We start from the raw sequence: 17,631 nt of genomic DNA, 5'->3' as shown, positions 1-17,631 counted from the left end.
GGGCCGAACCGGGTGTCCGCGAATTGAGGCGCGGCTTGGCGGGTGGACTTGCGGACATCGGGCTCAGCGAGTGGACTCGCGGCCATCGGATGGATTCGCGGACATCGGGTTCAGCGGGTGGACTCGCGGTTGAAGAGCCTCTTCGACCAGAGGTAGCCGCCGAGGCCGATGACGAGGCACCAGCCGACCGCGATGGCGGCGCTGTTGCCGATCGGGGTGCCCATCAGCAGGCCGCGCAGGGTCTCGATGAGCGGTGTGAACGGCTGGTACTCGGCGAACCAGCGCAGCACGGTCGGCATCGAGTCGGTCGGGACGAACCCGCTGCCCAGGAACGGGAGCAGCACCAGCGGCAGGCCGACGTTGCTGGAGGACTCGACGGACTTGCTGGCCAGACCGAGCGCGACCGCCAGCCAGATGAAGGCGAAGGCCATCATCACCAGGACACCGGCGAGGGCGAGCCAGTCGCCGGGCCCCGCCGACGGCCGGAAGCCGATGAGCAGCGCGACGCCGAGCACCGCCGCGATGCTGAGCATCGTCTGGATGAGGCTGCCGATGACATGTCCGGTCAGGACGGACACGCGGGCGATCGCCATGGTGCGGAACCGGTCGACGATGCCCTCGGTCATGTCCATCGCGATCGAGATGGTGGTGCCCTGGATCGCGGCGGTGATCGTCATCAGGATGATCGCGGGGGTGACGTAGTTGACGTATTCGGCGCGTCCGCCGGTGACTCCGCCGATCCCGGCGCCGAGCGTGCCGCCGAAGACGTAGACGAACAGCAGCAGGAAGACGATCGGCATGCCGATGAGCTGCAGTGTCATGGACGGGTAGCGCACCATGCGTCTGAGGTTGCGGCGGAGCATCGTCGCCGAGTCGGTCAGGGCGTGCGACATGGTGCTCATCGGGGGGCCACCTTCTCCTTGTTGCCGGTGAGAGCGAGGAAGACGTCGTCGAGGTCGGGGGTGTGCACGCTCAGCGAGCCGACCTCGACCGCGTCGCGGTCGAGCCGGTCGAGCAGGGCCTTCAGCGATGCGAGGCTGCCGTCGTGCGGTACGCGCAGGACGAGCGTTTCGCTGTCGCGGGACACCTCGCCCACGGCGCGTGCGGCGGATTCGAGGTCGCGTTCGTCGGCGAACCGCAGCAGGACGTGGCCGCCGGGGACGCGCCGCTTGAGCTCGTCCGCGGTGCCCTCGGCGACGATCTTGCCGTGGTCGAGGACCGCGATCCGGTTGGCGAGTTCGTCGGCCTCCTCCAGGTACTGGGTGGTGAGGAAGATGGTGACGCCATCGGCCACGAGCTCCCGCACGATCTGCCACATGGCGCGGCGGCTGCGCGGGTCGAGCCCGGTGGTCGGCTCGTCGAGGAAGATCACCTGTGGTGAGCCGACCAGCGTCATCGCGAGGTCGAGCCGTCGCCGCATCCCGCCGGAGTAGGTCGCCGCCGTCTTCTTCGCCGCGTCGGCGAGGTCGAACCGGTCGAGCAGCCGGGCGATCCTGCGCCTGCCCGTCTTGCGGTCGAGGTGGTGCAGGTCCGCCATGAGGGCGAGGTTCTCCTCGCCGGTGAGCAGGTTGTCGACCGCGGAGAACTGGCCGGTGACGCCGATCGCGGCACGCACCGCGTCCGGCTCGGTGGATAAGTCGTGGCCCGCGACGCGCGCGCTGCCTCCGTCCGCCCGGATGAGGGTGGACAAGATCTTGACCGTGGTGGTCTTGCCGGCGCCGTTCGCGCCGAGCAGCGAGAAGACGGTGCCGCGCGGGACGTCCAGGTCGACGCCGTCGAGCACGACGTGGTCGCCGTACGAGCGGCGCAGTCTGGTCGCCGTGATCGCGGAGGGGGACGGCATGTTCATGAGAGACCCTTCTGATGTCTGGTCAGGAGCGACGGACGGTGATGTCGCCGAACGACGTGTGCGCGCGGACCTCGACGGTCTGCTCGGACTCCTCGGGTGCCTCGCCGAGGTCGTCCAGCGAGTTGGACACCCGCCCGTAGGAGGTGTCCAGGTCGAGCCATGCGGCGGTGCCGGAGGCGATGCCGATGTCGAGGTGGCCGGTCGAGGTGTGCAGCGTGACGGTGTCGCGCGCGACCCGGCCGACGCGGATGGCTCCGTTGGAGGTCTTGGCGTCCACCAGCGCGTCGGCCCGGTTGACGGAGATGTCGCCGTTGGCCGAGCGCACCCGCAGCTCACCGGTGACGGTGCCGAGCTCGGTGTTGCCGTTGGAGTTCTTGACGACGGCGGCGCCGTCGATGTCGCCGATGCGCACGCGCCCGGTGCCGGTGGAGACGTCGACGTCGCCCGTGACCGCTTCGACGGTGATGTCTCCACCGGAGGTGCTCAGTCGAAGCGGTCCGGTCCGGTCGAGGTGGAAGTGCCCGGCCGACGCCTTGAACCGGCACTCTCCCAGCGTGCCGACGCCGCGCAGGTCTCCCATCGACAGGTCCGCGTGCACGTGCGAGCCGGTGGGAAGCTCGATCAGCAGGTCGACCGACCTGGTCTTCTTGGAGAAGTCGAGCATGCGGGCCTTCGGCCCTCTCACCGTCAAGGTGCCGTTGGCGTACTCGACGCGCGTCTTCTGCGCGGCGTCCACGTCGGACTCGTCGGACGCGTCGCTCGGCCGCACCTCGACGACGGTGTCGGTCCGGTCGCTCGCGATGATCTGAACGTCACCGGTGGAGAGCTCGATCGTGGCGGAAATCGGTTCGGGCGTGGCGAAAATTGGCATGGCTGTCCCCTCGGAGTGAGTCAGAAGAACATTTCCGCTGGTCGGAGGTGTGTGGAGAAAGTGGCTCTGGATGTCGAGGTGGGCCGGTGAGGCCGGCCGGTGGAACGTCGTACGCCGCGTCGGTTGGGTGGGGCAGTGAGCTCGGCCCGTGAAACGCCGTAGGCCGCGTTCGCCGCGTCGATCGGGTGGGTCAGCGGGCCCAGCCGGTGGAACGCTGCGCGCCGCGTTTACCGCGTCGGTCGGAGTCGTGGTCGCGCTCCGAGGCGCGCAGCGCGGTCGAGGCGGCCCGCACCAGCCAGGCGTTGAGCGAACGGCCCTCCTTGGCGGCCGCCTCCTCGATCGCGGCCTTGAGCTGCTCGGGGAGGCGGACGTTGATCCGTGTCACCGGCCCGTCCTCGAAGCTCGCCGCGGCGTCGTCGGCCGACGGCGCGCTCGGAGCCGGGGTGTCGGCGGCGAGATGCTCCATCTGCCGAACCGCCACGACGAAGCTCGGGTCACGCCCCCGCAGGTGAACCTGGACCGAACCGGGAGCCAGATCTCGGGTGATCTCGTCGGCGGCCGCCGACAACGCCTCAAGCAGGGTGAGCCGGATCGCCGACTCCATCGAAACGGTCAACCGCTCGATCAGCACACTGGCGTCGCCTTCACCGGTCTCGGCGGCGGTCAGCAACTCGCGACCGAGCGAGGCCACATACGGGGTCAAGTCCATGGCATCACTATGGCACACGGTGATGCCACTTACAAGCCATATTGGCTCAGCTTGGCATCACTCTGGCTCAGGCGCCGTTCGGGTGATGCCGACCTCGCGGGCGACGTGGCGTTCGACGGCATCCTCATCACCGCCGATCGCCGCACGGGGAGGCGGACGCTCGTTTCCGCCGTCGGCGGTCCGGCGCCTAAAGGGAAAGAAGACCCTGGTCAGCGGGCTATGTAGGTGATCATCGCCGGGTGGTCGACCGGGACGGTGCCGTTGTAGCAGCTGACGTACCGGATGCTCACATACGTCGAATACGTCTCCCAGGGGGCGTACAGATTGCAGAACTCCGGGCCGTAGCCGAACGCGGTCACCTGGACGTTGTCCGCATATCCGCTGACCTCGCCGAACATCACCTGTTTCCTGGCGACCCCGAAATTGTTGAGCTGCAGGCCCCCGGACTGCGAGTTGTAGCTGACCGGGTACGGCGTCGGCACATAGGGGCCCTGGGTCGTGGGGGCGTTGTCGAAGGTGTAGGCGAAGCGGTACCCCGAAGGTGTCCAGGTGATGGCCCGCTCGCGGTGGTAGGTCAGGCTCCATCCGGTGTTCAGTGATGTGCCGACGGCGTCGTAGCAGCGCACCACGATGCTCTGCGCGGCCGTCGTCGCGCTCCATCCGCCCAGCTTGCAGTGTGCCGGTACGGTCGGCTCGACCGCGGTGACCTGGATGTTCCCAGCCTGGCCCGCCGAGCCGAGTCCCGGCAGGGTGACCCGCCACGTTCCCGGGGCCGTCAGCGGCACGACGGTGTTCACCGCGGCCGGCCCCGAGGAGTTGAACCCCGTGGCCACGGCGGAGCCGTCCCAGTGCACGTACCCGAACGCCTGGCGCGCGGGCAGGTACTGTTCGCTGGAGCCGAAGGTGACCGAGAACCGCGAGGCGATCGGCCCGACGCCGTACCGGTGACACCGCACCGCCACGATCTCGTCAGTGCCCGACTGCCACCAGCCCTCGACCTGGCACCAGTCGGCGGACTGGGAGATCGCCGTGACGTGGGCGACTCCCCCCGAAGCCCTACCGATCTGCGGGAACCTCACGAACACCTGACCGGGCTCGCCCTGGGTGGCCTCGACCTTGAGCCCCTGCGGCCACGAGCCCGCCTGGTGCAGGGTCTCCACCACCGCGCTGCCTCTGACGACGGCGAATCCCCAGCGGGGAGGCTCGGCCGCGGTGGCGGTCACAGTGGCTGCGGCGGTCGTGACGGTCCCGGTGAGCCCGGTCGCGGCGAGGGCCGCGACGCAGAGCGTTCGTACGATCACTGCCCATAGCCGGCGCATGTCATCCCTCGTCCGCATCGGAGTGGTGGTCATGAGCGGGGATGGCGCGCGGGCGCCCCCAGACTCTTGATAACCCGCCGACCGGGCGGCTGAGAAGGCCCAATTTGACCGCCGAACTTGACTCCTGTTCGACAGTTACGGTCGGGAGTGGTTCACCTTCTCAGCGCGGGGGTCACAGACCGATGACCACCGACCGTCGTCGCACCTTCCGAGCCGCGCCTTCCGGGGTAGCCCGGCGAGCTTCTCGCCGGGCCACCGCGGTCGGATCACGGGATGCGGGCCGATCGAGCGAGGCGATCAGGTGAGCGGTCGAGAGAGACGGGCGGTGACGCCGGTCAGGTTTTCGGCTTCAGCAGGTGGTGCCGCAGCCACACGTAGCCGTACCCGCCGGGGAGGTTGAGCTCAGCCACCTTCGGCGAGACCCAGGAGAACGTGCCGTCAGAGTCGTGGTCCCGGAAGTCGATCTTCACCCAGGTGTGGGTGTCGGCCACCGCGACCACCTCTCCCTGCTCGAAGTGGAGCCGGCCGTTGATGGCCGGCATGTCCACCACCCACCGCTCCGTCTCAAGATCGGGGACGGCGTAGACGGTCTGCTCCGCGATGGAGGGCCCCAGCGGATAGTCCTCGAACAGCCGGCCGTCGGCGACGACATCGGACCACACGACCACGGTGCCGACCTTCAACCCGGCAACGGCCACCACCGGAGGCTGGGAGACGGCGGCCTTCTTCGCCTGGAGGTACTCCTCGTAGCTCGCGGCGGTGAACACCGGGGAGATCTCCCCGGGAATCACGAACTCCTCACTGGAATGTCTCGGGCCGAAGGCGAAACGCACGGTGATGGTCTTCTCGTGCACCGTGAACCGGTATTCGATCGGCGAGTGATGGCCTTTGTCGTCGCGTTTGTAGGAGTGGGCGCACAGGGCCTTGTAGACGGCGAGGACGCGGGGACCCCAGTTGGCCAGGTCACCGGGGTCGGCCGGGATCACGTACGCCGCTCCCATCTCGATCAGACGGGTGACCAGTGCCCTGATCGCCCCTTCCGTCGACTCGGCGGAGCACTTGGGCGCCAGGCCGGCGACCAGCCCGAAGGAGCACTCCCAGGCGCGCTGGAAATCCTCGATGTGCTCCCGTTCCGAGATGCGAATCTCGGTGGCGTCCTCGGCGGTTATCTCCACCACCAGGTTGAAGGTGCCCTCCTTCGGCTCCGCGGGCTTCCACACACAAGGCTTGCCCGACTGGATATAGCGGACGATGCCGCCGCCCCATCCCTGGGAGGTGCGGGTCGTCATGTCGAAGTGGAACGTGCCAACCCCGATCCCGGAGGAGTCGTGCTGGGAGGAGTCGTACGGCGGATCGCCGACCAGGGCCAGGTCGCCGGGTTTCCCCTGTGTGACCAGGGCGATCGTCCTCGGCATCCAGTAGTCGCTTATCCCCAGCGCCTTGGGGAATCCGCGCAGCTGGTCGGGTGCCACGACCCGGTAGTTGTGAGGGGGGTGATAGGAGGTGCTCATGCTGGTCAACCTAACCCGCACGGGACTCGCCGACCAGCGCTATTTTCGCTGATTTCCATTTATAGCGCAGAGTTCAATATAAATCGCTTTTTTGGCGGTTTCAGCTATTTTGTAGGTGAATCCTCCTCTCCGATGCACCGGGCGAGCGGGCATGACGAAGACATGACACTCCCATGGGACGACCGGGGACCTACAGCACCTTCCGTGGTGCGAATACCACGACACCCGGACCAAAGGCTCACTTCCCACTGGATAGCTTTGAAAGAGCGCCGTCAAGGCTCTCGGTCCGACGCCCCCTGAGCACCCCCGACGTACGGCATCCCGGTCGGACCGGAAGTCCCGGAAGCCCAACGCCTCGTCCAGCACCAGGAGGGTCACGTGAATTCCTTGGAGCTCGAACGCCGCCTGATCGAAGCGATCAACGCTCACGATCTGCACCGAGTACTCGACTGCTACAGCCCGGACGCCGTCCTCGTCGCACCGTCGGGCACGATGGAGGGACACGAGCAGATCGCCTGGCTCTACGAGCAGTACTTCAAGGCGTTTCCCGACTTCAAGAAGACGGTCTGGCTGGAGGTCCCCTGCGAGGATCCCGTGGTCGCGGAATGGACGCTCACCGGCACCCACACGGGCCCCTTCCTTCTGCCCGACGGGCGCGAGGTGGAGGAGACCGGCCGTCGCATCACCGTCCGCGGTGCGTGCATGGCCTACGTCGCCAACGAAAAGATCATTACGCAACGGGACTACTTCGACCAGCTGGAGCTGTACAGCCAACTCGGCTTCGGCCTGACCGAACTCGATCTCCCCGGCACATAGGTCCCGACCGAACCCGGCCTCCCCACACATAAGTCCTGACCGAACCCGGCCTCCCCGGCACGTAGATCAGGTGCCCCTCCCAGGAGGCGCCCCACCCCCTGCCGCAGCTCCTTAGGTTAGGCTCTGCTAACTTCTACAGCGATGTAGTTGCAAGCGCCATGATCGAAGGAGCACCCCGGTGCCGACGTCCCTCCCCAGAACCATGCTCAAACTGGCCACCACGGGTGCTCTCCTCTTCGGTCTGGCCGCGTGCGGCGGCGAGTCCGCGGACACCGGCGAGGCCGCCGGCCAGGCGGCCGAGAAGAAGATCACCGTCTACAGCGGGCGCAACGAGGCCCTGGTCAAGCCCCTGCTGGAGAAGTTCACCGCGCAGAGCGGCATCGCCGTCGAGGCCCGCTACGCCAGCACCTCGGCCATGGCCACCCAGCTCCTGGAAGAGGGGGAGAAGTCACCGGCGGACGTCTTCTTCGCCCAGGACGCCGGCGCGCTCGGCGCCGTGGCCAAGAAGGGGATGTTCGCCCCGCTTCCGGCCGCCGTGCTCGACAAGGTGCCCGCCACCTACCGCGCCAAGAGCGGGGAGTGGGTCGGCGTCACCGCCCGCTCGCGGGTGCTGGTCTACAACCCCGACCTGGTCCCCGCCGACCAGCTGCCCACCTCGGTGTTCGACCTCACCGCCCCGGAGTGGAAGGGCAAGGTCGGGGTGGCCCCGACCAACGCGTCCTTCCAGTCGTTCGTCACCGCCGTGACCGTGCAGCACGGAGAGGCCAAGGCGAAGGAGTTCCTCGCCGGGCTCAAGGCCAACGAGCCGCAGATCCGGGAGGGCAACGGCCCGATCCTGGAGGAGGTCGACTCGGGCAAGGTCGCCGTCGGCCTGATCAACCACTACTACCTGGGCGAGCTGGCCAAGGAGCGGGGCAAGACGCCCGACGGGCTCGCCGCCAAGCTGCACTTCTTCCCCGACGGGGACAGCGGCGCCCTGGTCAACGTGGCGGGCGTCGGCGTGCTGAAGAAGGCCGCCGACAACCCTGACGTGCAGGCCTTCGTCGACTACCTGCTCGGCGCCGAGGCGCAGAAGTACTTCGCCGAGGAGACCTTCGAGTACCCGGTCCTGGCCGACGCCGCCCCGCCCGCCGGGGTGCCCGCCCTGGACGAGCTGAAGGTCCCGTCGGTCGACCTGAACGACCTCGACCAGCTTGAGGCGACGATCGCGCTCATCAAGGAATCGGGACTGGTCCCCTGAGAACGTCGCCGCTCTCCGTGAGGCGGCCGGGTCGCGGCGGATCCTCGCCGCGGCCCGGCCGTCCCGGCGTCCCGGCAGGAGGTGCGAGGCGGCCCCGCCCGGCCAGGCCCGTGGTGCTGGCGCTGTCGGTGCTCGCCGTCGCGGTCGCCCTCATCCCGCTCGCCTACCTCGCCGTCCGGACCGCCGAGGCGGGCGGCGCCCGGATCGCCGAGGAACTGCTCACCGCGCGGGTCGCGGCGCTGGCGGCGAGCACGCTCGCGCTCGCGGCCGTGGTGACCCTCGCCTGCCTGGTGCTCGGGGTCGGCTCGGCCTTCCTGCTGGTGCGCACCGACCTGCCGGGCCGCCGCGTCTTCGCCGTCCTCGCCGTCCTGCCCCTCGCGGTGCCGACCTACATCGCCGCCTTCGCCTGGGTGTCGGCGGTGGACGGCTTCGAGGGCTTCTGGGCGGCGGCCCTGGTGCTGACGCTCTGCTCCTATCCCTACGTCCTGCTGCCGACCGCCGCGGCCCTCGCCGGTGCCGACCCGGCGCAGGAGGAGGTGTCGCGGTCGCTGGGCCACGACGCCTGGCACACCTTCACCCGGGTGACGCTGCGCCAGATCCGCCCCGCGATCGCCGGTGGCGGGCTGCTGGTGGCGCTGTACGTGCTGTCGGACTTCGGCGCGGTCTCGATCCTGCGCGCCGACACCTTCACCCGCGCCATCTTCCTCGCCTTCGACCTCGGCTTCGACCGTACCGGCGCACTGGTGCTGTCGACCGTACTCGTGGTGCTGACCGTGTTCATCCTGGCCGGGGAGGGCGCGACCCGGCGGCGCGGAGCCCGCTACTCCCGGCTGAGCGGCACCCGCCGCCCGCCCGCCAGGGCCGCTCTGGGCGTGGCACGCCTGCCCGCCGCGGCCGCACTGCTCGCCGTCGCGGTCCTCGCGCTCGGCGTCACCGCGTACAGTCTCGCCCGGCGGATGGCCGAGGGCATCTCCCGTCCGGGAACCTGGCCGGAGGTGCTGGCCGCCGCGGGCAACTCCCTTCTGCTCGCGCTGGCGGGGACGGCGCTGACCATGCTGCTCGCGTTGCCGGTCGGGGTGTTGAACGCCCGGGTGCCGGGGCGCCTGGCCGCGACGCTGGAGCGGCTCAGCTACCTCAGCCACGCCCTGCCGGGGGTGGTGATCGGCCTGTCCCTGGTGTTCTTCGGGATCAACGTCGCCTTCCCGCTCTACCAGACGACCTGGCTGCTCGCGCTCGCCTACGCCGCGCTCTTCCTGCCGCTGGGCGTCGCCGCCGTCGCCACCGCGACGGCCCAGGCGCCGCCCGTACTCGAAGAGGTCGCCCGCTCCCTGGGCAAGGGGCCGCTCGCGGTGCTGGGCACGGTGACCCTGCCGCTCACCCTGCCGGGGATCGGCGCCGGCGCGGCGCTCGTCTTCCTCACCTGCATGAAGGAACTGCCCGCGACGCTGCTGCTCCGCCCGACCGGTGTCGACACCCTCGCCACCGAGCTGTGGTCGAACACGGCGGTCGCCGCCTACGCGGGCGCCGCCCCCTACGCGGTTCTGCTCGTGGTGTTGTCATCGGTGCCCACCTGGTTGCTCGCCGCGCGTACCGGGATTCTCAGCAAGGAGGTTCAGCGGTGAGCCGGTTGGAACTGCGCGGGCTCGCCCGGCGCTACGGGTCCGTCGCCGCCCTCGACGGGGTCGACCTCACCGTGCCGAGCGGCACCCTCACCGCCGTCCTCGGCCCCTCCGGCTGCGGCAAGACGACCCTGCTGCGCTGCGTGGCGGGCTTCGAACGCCTCGACGCGGGCGAGATCACCGTCGACGGGCGGGTCGTCGCCGGTCCCGCCGCGCACACGCCGCCTCAGCGGCGCCAGATCGTGATCGTGCCGCAGGAGGGCGCGCTCTTCCCCCACCTGTCGGTACGCGAGAACGTGGGGTACGGGCTGAGCCGGGCCGAGCGGCGGGGCGACAGGATCGAGGAGGCGCTGAGCCTGGTCGGCCTGGCCGGGTACGGCGACCGGATGCCGCACCAGATGTCCGGAGGACAGCAGCAACGGGTGGCGGTCGCCCGCGCCATGGCGCCGCGCCCCTCCCTCATCCTGCTCGACGAGCCGTTCAGCGCGCTCGACGCCGGGCTCCGCGCCGAGTTGAGGCACGACGTACGGGCCGCGCTGCGCGCGGACCGCGCCACCGGGATCCTGGTCACCCACGACCAGGGCGAGGCGCTGTCTGTGGCCGACCAGATCGCGGTGATGCGCGAGGGCGTCATCGTGCAGAGCGGCTCCCCCACCGACGTCTACCACCGGCCCGCCGACGCCTGGGTGGCCGCCTTCGTCGGCGAGGCGATCCTGCTGTCCGCACAGGACGAGCCGGGTCACCACGGTGATCCCGCGGTGTTGCGCACCGCGCTCGGCCCGGTCGTGGTGGCCGAACTCCCCCCGGGAGGCGGAGCGCTCACCGTGCTGGTCCGTCCGGAACAGGTCCGGATCACCACGCCACCGGCACCGCAGGCCGTGATCGCGACCGTGGTCGGCGACGACTTCCACGGCCACGACGCGCTCGTCACCCTGAGCCTGTCCGACAGCACGCACGTCACCGCGCGGGTGACGGCCCCGACCGAACCGATGACCGTCGGCGACAAGGTCGGTGTCCAGGTGGAGGGGGGCGGCCTGGCCTGGCGCGACCGGCCGGGCACCGGGTGACACGGGAGGACGCTCCTTCCCGCCCGGTCTTCCCACGGGGGTGAACACGGTGGCACCGGGTGAACACGGTCGCACCGGCCATGGTCACGGTCCTCGTGCGGTCCCGTGAATGGGCGGCGCGCTCATCGACTCGCCGAGGAGGCCGGCTGGGCCGAGGCCGGCCGGGGGCCGCCGGCCACGGCTGCGCCACCAGGCGATGGCGGCCTTCATCTACCGCGTCGGCGTAGGTGTCGGGCCGATCATGTCCGGGTGGGATCACGCCGACAGCGATCAAGCTCACGTGTTCGCATCCCCATGTCTTTCTCATTATCGATAGTGATAATGTTCTGATCGTGAGTACTTCGACAGGGCGCTGGGCCGAGTTGGCGCTCCATCCCGTGCGCATCCGCATCCTGGGCGCCGTGGCCGGCGGCCGTCGCACGGCATCCGATCTGGCGGGCCTGCTGCCCGACGTGCCACAGGCGACGCTGTACCGGCAGATCGCCACGCTGGCCAAGGCGGGTCTTCTGGAGGTGGTGGACGAACGCAAGGTCGGAGGAGCGACGGAGCGGATTTACGCCGTGGCGCAAGGCGGGGTGACCCCCACCGCCGAAGCGCTGGCTTCGACTTCCACCGAAGATCACGCGCGGTATTTCACCGCGTTCGTCAGCAGCCTGCTGTCGGAGTTCTCGCGCTACCTCGCCAGGGAGCACGTCGACCTGGCTGCCGACGGCGCCGGCTACCAGCAGCTGGTGCTGCACCTGGATGACGAGGAGTTCATCCGCTTCGCGCAGGGGTTCGCCGAGTTGGTCCAGCCCCTGCTCACCAACGAGCCGGGACGAGGCCGCACGGCCCGGTTGCTGGCGACGATTCTCCTTCCTCTGACGAAAGAAGGCTGACACATGGCGACGGTGACCATCAAAGACAGTTCGATCATTATGGAGTTCGGCCCGTGGGAGCGATTCTTCGTCGGCCGCGCCCGGCACACCATTCCCCTGGCAGCGGTACGACAGGCGATCGCCGCGGATCAGCCGCTGCGTGTCCCGCGCGGCGCAAGAAGGGGACTGACCGTGTCAGGCCACACCAAGATCGGCGTGTGGGGCCTCTACGGTGGTCCACGGCAACTGGTGTCGGTCAACCGCCACCTGCCCGGAGTGCACCTGCTGCTGGATCGCGCGAGCTCCGGCGGCGAATTCGACGAAGTCGTCATCTCGGCCCCCGACACCGACCGGCTCGTCGAGGCGATCCGGGCCGTGGCCTCATGAGCGGCATCGAGGTCCGTAACCTGACGAAGAGGTACGGTGCGCTCACCGCCGTCGACGACCTCAGCTTCACCGTCAGACCGGGAGCGGTCACCGCCTTCCTCGGCCCCAACGGGGCCGGCAAGACCACGACCATGCGCATGATGATCGACCATGTCGTGCCCACGTCCGGCAGCGTGACGATCGGTGGACGACGCTACCGCGACATCCCTCGTCCGACCACCGTGGTAGGCGCGGTCTTCGACGCCGCCTCCTTCCATCCGCACCACTCGGCAAGGGACCACCTGCGAATCTACGCCGCGATGGGCGGATACCCCAGTGGCCGGGTCGAGGACCTGCTCAGCCTTCTGGGCCTGGCCGGGGCCGCCGGGCGCAGGACGGGCGGTTTCTCCACCGGCATGCGGCAGCGGCTCAACCTGGCCACCGCTCTGCTGGGCGACCCCCACGTCTTGCTGCTGGACGAGCCGAGCAACGGCCTGGACCCCGAGGGCATCGCGTGGCTGCGGTCCTTCCTGCGCGATCTGGCCGATGAGGGCCGCACCATCCTGGTCTCCAGCCACGTGCTCAGCGAGGTCCAGCAGGTCGTCGACGACGTGGTGGTCATCAGGCAGGGGCGGTTGCTGGCCGCAGGCTCCCTGCGTGAGCTGTCCGATACGACGCAAGCCGTGCTGGTACGCACGCCCGACGCCGCCGAACTGCGGCCGATCCTGTCACGCCAGGCCCACCAGGTGGACGCGACCGGCCCGCAGAACCTACGCGTCCACGGTCTCGACCCGGCCCAGATCGCCGATCTGGCCGCCGCTCACGGGTTGCGCGTCCACGGCCTGACCACCGAACACCGCAGCCTGGAGGAGATCTTCCTCGAACTGACCGGCGAACGGACGAACGCATGAAGCCCCTCATCCACGCGGAGCTCCGCAGGCTGCTCGCCACCCGGATGTGGCTGGGCACCCTACTCGTGGCCGCCCTCCTCGGCGGCGGCCTGATCGGACTGCTTGCCCTCGTCGGACCGGAGAACTTCGACCCCCCGATGCCAGGGCTGCACACCGAAGCCGGAGTGCGAGCCGTTGTCGGCTTCCTCAGCTTCACCGCCTTCATCCCCGCCGCGATCGGCACCCTGGCCGTGACCTCGGAATACCGGCACCGGACCATCAACTTCACGTTCCTGTTCGCGCCGGAGCGCTGGCGGGTGCTGGCCGCCAAGCTCATCACCTACGGTCTGGCGGGCATGATCTACGGGCTCGTCCTGTCGGGCACCGCTGCTGTGGCGTTGTTCGGCGCCGCCGCGGCCCGCGGCATCAACCTGGGGCTGCCCGCCGGGACCGTCATCGAGCTGCTGGGCCGCCTGGCGGTCGCGATGGTCGCCTACACAGTGCTCGGCGTGGGCATGGGCGCGCTGATTCGCCAACAGATCGCGGCGTTGTGCGTGGTGATCGGCTACCTGTACGGGGCGGAGCTGCTGCTCATCATGATCCCCGGTGTCCGCAACCTGTACCCCTGGCTACCCGGTGGCGCGACCGCGGCACTGACCGACTTCACCGCCGTGGCCGACGCCATGGCCCGGCAACTGTCCAGCGACCCCGTCCAGTTGTTGTCTCCGATGGCCGGGACGTTGATCCTGCTCGGATACACCGCGCTGGCGAGCACGGCCGCGCTGCTCCAGCCGATGCGCCGCGACCTCGCCTGATCGCTCCCAGCCGACTCCGTCGCCGCCCCGATCTCCGGGAAGCGCAACCATCTTCTTGTCGGCCAGGCACCGGCGCGGCCTGCTCCGGCTGTCTGTCCTGACCCGCCCTCGTGCGGACCGCGATCAGGTCACGCCGAACGCAGGTCTCCGTCGAAGACCTTGTCCAGGAAGTCGTCCAGGTTGACGGTGGTCCTCGCGATCCGCTCCTCCATGGTGAGCGTCTCCTCGAACCGCACGCCGGCCTCCGACCGCTTGATGCCCCGCATGTAGAGGGAGCAGGCGAGGTCGGCGCAGATGTAGGTGCCGACCGTGTTGCCCTGGCGGCCCGCGGCGCCGACCCTGGGCGCGACGAACAGGGCGACCCCGCTGCCGGAGTGGGGGGTCACGCAGATCGAGCACACGGTGCTCTTGGTGAACCCCCTGCGCACATCCTGCGCGACGCGCAGGGTGACGCCGACGAGCTCGCCCTGCCGCTCGGTGACCAGGTAGCCCCGGTCGGGAGCACCGGGATCGCGCCAGCCGAGGAAGTCGAGGTCGGCCCAGGGGAGCTCGGGCAGGCCCCTGGGCAGGTTGATCCTGCTCGCCTCCCCCTTGGAGCAGTTGACGAAGGCTCTGCGTATCTCTTTCTCGCCGACCGGATTCATCATTCACCTACCGTTACCACGATCATCGGAAAATCCCCCCGCGCCCCGCCTCCGTCGGCGCCGCGCTCGGCGCCTCCACCGGCCCGCGATTGGTCAGGTCATGCGCGACCAGGACAGGTTAGGCCAGTCCGCCGACCGATCGGACCAGGTCAGACCTGGATGGGCGGGCCGGGGCAGGGCTCGGCCGGGCCGAGGTGCTCTCGGCCCTTCGGGCAGCGGCCAGTGTCTCAGCACGTCCCGGAGGACGTCGAGGGATTTTTCCTCGGCTCGGCGGCCGAAAGGCGACGGGAAAGAGACGGTGGCCGGTCCCCATGGGCCGGCCACCGCTTCAACGGTCCTGACTCGGACGAGGTGTTCCGTTCCCCGAGGGAACCTCATGTGCCGTTTTCGGCCCTCGCCGAACAGCGGCCGTCAACGCGCTGAGCCCCGGTAAATCCAGTGCGGACGAGAACAGCATTCGGCATAGGCTGAGGACCAGGGAACCTGGAAGCTTCCAGGGTGCTGTTAGGGCGGGTGGATGCGAACGATCCTCTTACAGGCCGAAGGCTCTGGCGCCGAACCGGCCGTCATCGAGCTTTCCCCAGGCCACGAGATCGTTTTTGGTCGCGGGACGGCGAGCGTCCCCGTCGACTTTCCGCTGGATCATCCGGAGATCTCCAGGCGGGCCGGGGTCATCCATGCCATGGAGGATTACTGGCTGCTCACCAACCTGAGCCGGAATTCCACCCTGGTCGTGGAGAATCCCGAAGGCGGAGGGGAGTTCCTCAAGGTGGCTCCGCGGCGGGTCGCGGCGCCCGTGCCGTTCGAGTTCGCCCGCGTGGTGCTTCCGGTGGCGGGCGGCGCCTGTTCCTTCCTGGTGTTCGCCTCGCAGCACAGTTTCATCGACCCCGACACACCCGAGAGCCTGACGGTCGGCGAGCCGACGATCTCCAGCTTCTCCCTGGACGAGACGGCGAAATACTTCCTCGTGCTGGTCGCGCTCTGCGAACCGCGCCTTCGCGACTGCGCCTCCTCGGTCATCCCGACGGTGCCGGAGGTGTTGGAACTGCTGCGCGAGGTGCCCGGCTGCGAGGGGCTGACCCGCGCGGCGGTCAACTTCCACATCGACTATCTGGCGCGTAAGAAACTGCGCGTCAAACCGTCGGCCGGTTCACGCAAGGCCGACTGGCAACGCGCCGCGCTGGTCTCCGTCGCGCTGCGCTTCGATCTGGTGCGGGAGGAGCACCTGCAGCGACTGAGCCTGTGATCACGGCTGACGCCCGGCGCCCCCTCCCCGCGATCACGGCCGACGCCCCCTCCGCGCGATCACGGCTGACGTCCGACGCCTTTCCACGCGATCACGGCCGACGCCCGCGGCGCCCCTCCACGCGATCACGGCTGGTATTCGGCCCGGTGCTTCCGCACCCGTTCGACGAACGACCGGAACCGTTCGGGAACCCCGTTCTCCTCCCGGATCACCCCGTCGGAGGAGCGGAAGGCCGCGGCTCCCAGGAGGCCTGGATCTCCGGGCACCCCGGCCAGCAGGGGGAGACGTACGCACAGATAGCGGCCGACGGCGGGGATGGTGTCCTCCGGCGACAGGGGCGGGGTGAGAATGACGCCTCGGCGGTCGGCGGGCAGGTAGTACTGCAGCACCGACGGCGTCCAGCGCGCGAGGCCGTACTCGTCTTTCTCCACGTCGTGCAGTCGCGCGTCGAAGCCGCTCTCCGTCTTCAGTATCGCGGCGACCAGCGCCGGGCTCAGGCCCGGCTCGTCGCACATGGTGCCGGCTTCGACGATCAGAGCGCGATACTCCCGGGGAATGTCGGAATCGGCACGCAACCAGCGCCCGAACGGATCGGCCACGGACGCGTCGACCATCCCGGCCCCCGACGCGCCGGCCAGTACCAGAAAGGCCGCGGCCACCATCCCCGCCAACCGGATGCCCGTGCGCCGCGGCGGGGCCTCGGTGGTACCGGCCAGCACCCGCGCCCGGTAGAGCTGGCGGGCCGCACTGGGCCGGAGCCTCGCGTCAGGGGCGAGGCAGTCACTCACCCAGGAACGCCAGGTCTCGGGAAGCGAGACCGGGAGCGTCAGGGGGCGCTCTCCTGCCGCGTACTCGACGGCGGCGACGTAGCGCGCGCGGGCGGTCGGGGCGCTGAAGGGAAGATGGCCGGTGAGCAGCTGGCACGCCATCACGCCCAGCGCCCAGACGTCGGCCGAGAAGCGCACGGCGTGTCCCCGTTCGGTCACGGGCTCGCCCCAGCGTTCGGGAGGCACGTGGTCCACCGAGCCCATCGGGGGAAGATAGCCGTGGGTCCCGTCTATCTCGGTGGTCAGGCCGAAGTCGGCGAGACGTATCGAACCGTCGGCCATCATGAGCACGTTGTTGGGCTTGAGATCTCCATGCACCCATTTCTCGGCGTGCATGTACGCTATTCCCTCGCAGATCTCGGCGATCAGCCTCGGCGCGTCGGGAACGGGTTCCCCCGCTCGAATCAGATCGGCGAGCGACCGTTCCGCCAGGTCCATCACCAGAACACACGCGCCGTCGAGATCGGGATTATCCTGGTCGTCGACGACAAGCGTTTCGTGTAATCGAATCAGCCGGGAATGCTGGAGCCTGCTGTGCAGACGTATTTCCCGCTGCGTCATTTCCATGAGATGTTTCAACTGCCGTCGGGTGACCGTCCCCGTGGGCAGAAACTTCAACGCCGAGGGCGTCGAGTCCTCCCCGTCCCGAACCCCCACATAGACGCTCCCCCAACTCCCCGTGGCGACGGGCCTGCCGACCCGCCATTCACCGACGCGATATCCTTGGGGAACATCGACCGCCCACCCCGCGTTGTCCATCGGTCTCCGCCCCCCTTGTCATCCTTCGATCGGAATCATCTCAGCACGGTTCCTCGAATCGTTCTCCGGAATCATCGGCGCACAGTCCCTCGAATCGTTCATCGGTTTCACGTCGCGTAAATCGATGTTCTTTGTGAGCATCCTCCGCCGGGCTTTCCGCGGTGATCATAACAGGCGACTCGGGGTCGTTCCCCGTCCTGGATAACAGGCGCCCCGGGATCGCCCC

The 17,631-nt window shown here is 69.1% G+C and carries 17 protein-coding genes; 9 read left to right on the top strand and 8 right to left on the bottom strand.

Going from position 1 to position 17,631, the window contains the following annotated elements:
- Window positions 1-110 precede the first annotated feature (110 nt).
- From ACFY3V_RS32100 to ACFY3V_RS32075, 6 genes are all read right to left on the bottom strand, one after another.
- Window positions 111-902, bottom strand: coding sequence for an ABC transporter permease (locus tag ACFY3V_RS32100; RefSeq protein ID WP_389778681.1), 792 nt, complete (start codon window positions 900-902; stop codon window positions 111-113).
- The gene (locus tag ACFY3V_RS32095) at window positions 899-1,849 is read right to left on the bottom strand and encodes an ATP-binding cassette domain-containing protein (RefSeq protein ID WP_389778679.1); all 951 of its coding nucleotides are present in this window, start codon (window positions 1,847-1,849) and stop codon (window positions 899-901) included. Before ACFY3V_RS32095 ends, ACFY3V_RS32100 begins: the two co-directional genes overlap by 4 nt.
- Window positions 1,850-1,871: 22 nt before the next feature.
- Window positions 1,872-2,720: a DUF4097 family beta strand repeat-containing protein gene (locus ACFY3V_RS32090; protein WP_362904841.1), complete on the bottom strand. Its 849-nt coding sequence runs from the start codon at window positions 2,718-2,720 to the stop codon at window positions 1,872-1,874.
- A 190-nt stretch (window positions 2,721-2,910) separates the two neighbouring features.
- Window positions 2,911-3,429, bottom strand: a complete 519-nt coding sequence (locus ACFY3V_RS32085) for a YlcI/YnfO family protein (protein WP_350945684.1) — start codon at window positions 3,427-3,429, stop codon at window positions 2,911-2,913.
- 209 nt (window positions 3,430-3,638) lie between these two features.
- The gene (locus ACFY3V_RS32080) at window positions 3,639-4,730 is read right to left on the bottom strand and encodes a hypothetical protein (RefSeq protein WP_389778676.1); all 1,092 of its coding nucleotides are present in this window, start codon (window positions 4,728-4,730) and stop codon (window positions 3,639-3,641) included.
- Between the two features lie 353 nt (window positions 4,731-5,083).
- The gene (locus ACFY3V_RS32075) at window positions 5,084-6,259 is read right to left on the bottom strand and encodes a hypothetical protein (RefSeq protein ID WP_389778674.1); all 1,176 of its coding nucleotides are present in this window, start codon (window positions 6,257-6,259) and stop codon (window positions 5,084-5,086) included.
- Between the two features lie 378 nt (window positions 6,260-6,637).
- On the opposite strand from ACFY3V_RS32075, the gene ACFY3V_RS32070 reads away from it, so the two are divergent.
- From ACFY3V_RS32070 to ACFY3V_RS32035, 8 genes are all read left to right on the top strand, one after another.
- Complete coding sequence (locus ACFY3V_RS32070; RefSeq protein WP_362904846.1) at window positions 6,638-7,075, top strand: ester cyclase; 438 nt, start codon at window positions 6,638-6,640, stop codon at window positions 7,073-7,075.
- A 178-nt stretch (window positions 7,076-7,253) separates the two neighbouring features.
- A complete protein-coding gene (locus ACFY3V_RS32065; protein ID WP_389778671.1) occupies window positions 7,254-8,315 on the top strand; it encodes an iron ABC transporter substrate-binding protein in 1,062 nt (353 codons plus the stop codon).
- A gap of 110 nt (window positions 8,316-8,425) precedes the next feature.
- A complete protein-coding gene (locus ACFY3V_RS32060; protein ID WP_389778669.1) occupies window positions 8,426-9,937 on the top strand; it encodes an ABC transporter permease in 1,512 nt (503 codons plus the stop codon).
- Complete coding sequence (locus ACFY3V_RS32055; RefSeq protein ID WP_362904852.1) at window positions 9,934-11,001, top strand: ABC transporter ATP-binding protein; 1,068 nt, start codon at window positions 9,934-9,936, stop codon at window positions 10,999-11,001. The genes ACFY3V_RS32060 and ACFY3V_RS32055 overlap by 4 nt, the downstream gene beginning before the upstream one ends.
- A 332-nt stretch (window positions 11,002-11,333) precedes the next feature.
- Window positions 11,334-11,879, top strand: a complete 546-nt coding sequence (locus ACFY3V_RS32050) for a helix-turn-helix domain-containing protein (RefSeq protein ID WP_362904854.1) — start codon at window positions 11,334-11,336, stop codon at window positions 11,877-11,879.
- 3 nt (window positions 11,880-11,882) lie between these two features.
- Window positions 11,883-12,245 carry a hypothetical protein gene (locus ACFY3V_RS32045; RefSeq protein WP_389778666.1) on the top strand — a complete coding sequence of 121 codons (363 nt, stop codon included), beginning with the start codon at window positions 11,883-11,885 and terminating at the stop codon, window positions 12,243-12,245.
- Complete coding sequence (locus ACFY3V_RS32040) at window positions 12,242-13,135, top strand: ATP-binding cassette domain-containing protein (protein WP_362904858.1); 894 nt, start codon at window positions 12,242-12,244, stop codon at window positions 13,133-13,135. Before ACFY3V_RS32045 ends, ACFY3V_RS32040 begins: the two co-directional genes overlap by 4 nt.
- Entirely contained in the window at window positions 13,132-13,929 is a 798-nt protein-coding gene (locus tag ACFY3V_RS32035) for an ABC transporter permease (protein ID WP_389778664.1), read from the top strand. The genes ACFY3V_RS32040 and ACFY3V_RS32035 overlap by 4 nt, the downstream gene beginning before the upstream one ends.
- 128 nt (window positions 13,930-14,057) lie before the next feature.
- Here ACFY3V_RS32035 and ACFY3V_RS32030 read toward each other — a convergent pair whose 3' ends face one another.
- A complete protein-coding gene (locus ACFY3V_RS32030) occupies window positions 14,058-14,576 on the bottom strand; it encodes an FBP domain-containing protein (RefSeq protein ID WP_362904862.1) in 519 nt (172 codons plus the stop codon).
- A 514-nt stretch (window positions 14,577-15,090) separates the two neighbouring features.
- On the opposite strand from ACFY3V_RS32030, the gene ACFY3V_RS32025 reads away from it, so the two are divergent.
- On the top strand, window positions 15,091-15,819 hold the full coding sequence (locus tag ACFY3V_RS32025; RefSeq protein WP_362904864.1) for a hypothetical protein: 729 nt from the start codon (window positions 15,091-15,093) through the stop codon (window positions 15,817-15,819).
- 125 nt (window positions 15,820-15,944) lie between these two features.
- Here ACFY3V_RS32025 and ACFY3V_RS32020 read toward each other — a convergent pair whose 3' ends face one another.
- A complete protein-coding gene (locus tag ACFY3V_RS32020) occupies window positions 15,945-17,405 on the bottom strand; it encodes a serine/threonine-protein kinase (RefSeq protein WP_362904866.1) in 1,461 nt (486 codons plus the stop codon).
- Between the last annotated feature and the right edge of the window lie 226 nt (window positions 17,406-17,631).

This window comes from Streptosporangium sp. NPDC000095 (genome assembly GCF_042899335.1).
In the GTDB taxonomy this organism is placed as follows: Bacteria; Actinomycetota; Actinomycetes; order Streptosporangiales; family Streptosporangiaceae; genus Streptosporangium.
This window is presented reverse-complemented; position numbering and strand designations above follow the sequence as displayed.

Bases quoted from the DNA above. Each gene is read 5' to 3' on its own strand.
- ACFY3V_RS32100 (WP_389778681.1), bottom strand. From the start codon at position 902: ATGAGCACCATGTCGCACGCCCTGACCGACTCGGCGACGATGCTCCGC.
- ACFY3V_RS32095 (WP_389778679.1), bottom strand. From the start codon at position 1,849: ATGAACATGCCGTCCCCCTCCGCGATCACGGCGACCAGACTGCGCCGC.
- ACFY3V_RS32090 (WP_362904841.1), bottom strand. From the start codon at position 2,720: ATGCCAATTTTCGCCACGCCCGAACCGATTTCCGCCACGATCGAGCTC.
- ACFY3V_RS32085 (WP_350945684.1), bottom strand. From the start codon at position 3,429: ATGGACTTGACCCCGTATGTGGCCTCGCTCGGTCGCGAGTTGCTGACC.
- ACFY3V_RS32075 (WP_389778674.1), bottom strand. From the start codon at position 6,259: ATGAGCACCTCCTATCACCCCCCTCACAACTACCGGGTCGTGGCACCC.
- ACFY3V_RS32045 (WP_389778666.1), top strand. From the start codon at position 11,883: ATGGCGACGGTGACCATCAAAGACAGTTCGATCATTATGGAGTTCGGC.
- ACFY3V_RS32040 (WP_362904858.1), top strand. From the start codon at position 12,242: ATGAGCGGCATCGAGGTCCGTAACCTGACGAAGAGGTACGGTGCGCTC.
- ACFY3V_RS32035 (WP_389778664.1), top strand. From the start codon at position 13,132: ATGAAGCCCCTCATCCACGCGGAGCTCCGCAGGCTGCTCGCCACCCGG.
- ACFY3V_RS32030 (WP_362904862.1), bottom strand. From the start codon at position 14,576: ATGATGAATCCGGTCGGCGAGAAAGAGATACGCAGAGCCTTCGTCAAC.
- ACFY3V_RS32025 (WP_362904864.1), top strand. From the start codon at position 15,091: ATGCGAACGATCCTCTTACAGGCCGAAGGCTCTGGCGCCGAACCGGCC.
- ACFY3V_RS32020 (WP_362904866.1), bottom strand. From the start codon at position 17,405: ATGGACAACGCGGGGTGGGCGGTCGATGTTCCCCAAGGATATCGCGTC.